The 913-nt window shown below is 52.9% G+C and carries 1 rRNA gene; it reads right to left on the reverse strand.

The window, feature by feature from the left end:
* A 23S ribosomal RNA gene (locus tag ACTNB8_RS16345) occupies positions 1 to 913 on the reverse strand; the annotation flags it as partial.

Below are 913 nucleotides of genomic sequence, written 5' to 3' on the forward strand. Positions count from 1 at the left end.
GCCTCCCACCTATCCTGTACATGCAGTACCGGATCCCAGTACCAAACTGGAGTAAAGCTCCATGGGGTCTTTCCGTCCTGGCGCAGGTAACCAGCATCTTCACTGGTACTTCAATTTCACCGGATGCATTGTCGAGACAGCGCTCAAATCATTACGCCTTTCGTGCGGGTCGGAACTTACCCGACAAGGAATTTCGCTACCTTAGGACCGTTATAGTTACGGCCGCCGTTTACTGGGGCTTAAATTCAAAGCTTCGCTTGCGCTAACCTCTCCTCTTAACCTTCCAGCACCGGGCAGGCGTCAGCCCATATACCTCACCTTACGGTTTCGCATAGACCTGTGTTTTTGCTAAACAGTTGCTTGAGCCTATTCTCTGCGGCCACGTTTCCGTGGCACCCCTTCTCCCGAAGTTACGGGGTCATTTTGCCGAGTTCCTTGACAATGCTTCTTCCGCCGGCCTTAGGATTCTCTCCTCATCCACCTGTGTCGGTTTACGGTACGGGTATGGCATGAACAATAGCGGCTTTTCTTGACGCACAGCTCACGGACTTCGCTACTTTATTTCGCTCCGCATCACGTCTTCCCATTGCCACACGGTTTTTCCAATGTGGCTGGTACCCCGCTTGCACCGGGATTCCATTCCCGGCTTCCGCTCTCTGCACGTGTCCCCACAGTTCTGTCATGTCATAGTACAGGAATCTCCACCTGTTGTCCATCGGCTACGGCTCTCGCCCTCACCTTAGGCCCCGACTTACCCAGGGCAGATCAGCTTTACCCTGGAAACCTTGGATATTCGGCCATAAGGATTCTCACCTTATTCTCGCTACTCATTCCGGCATTCTCTCTTCCATGCAGTCCACAGCTCCTTACGGTACTGCTTCTTCCCGCATGCAATGCTCCTCTACCAATCTCT

It is taken from the genome of Blautia sp. HCP28S3_G10, from assembly GCF_052065235.1.
In the GTDB taxonomy this organism is placed as follows: Bacteria; Bacillota; Clostridia; order Lachnospirales; family Lachnospiraceae; genus Blautia_A.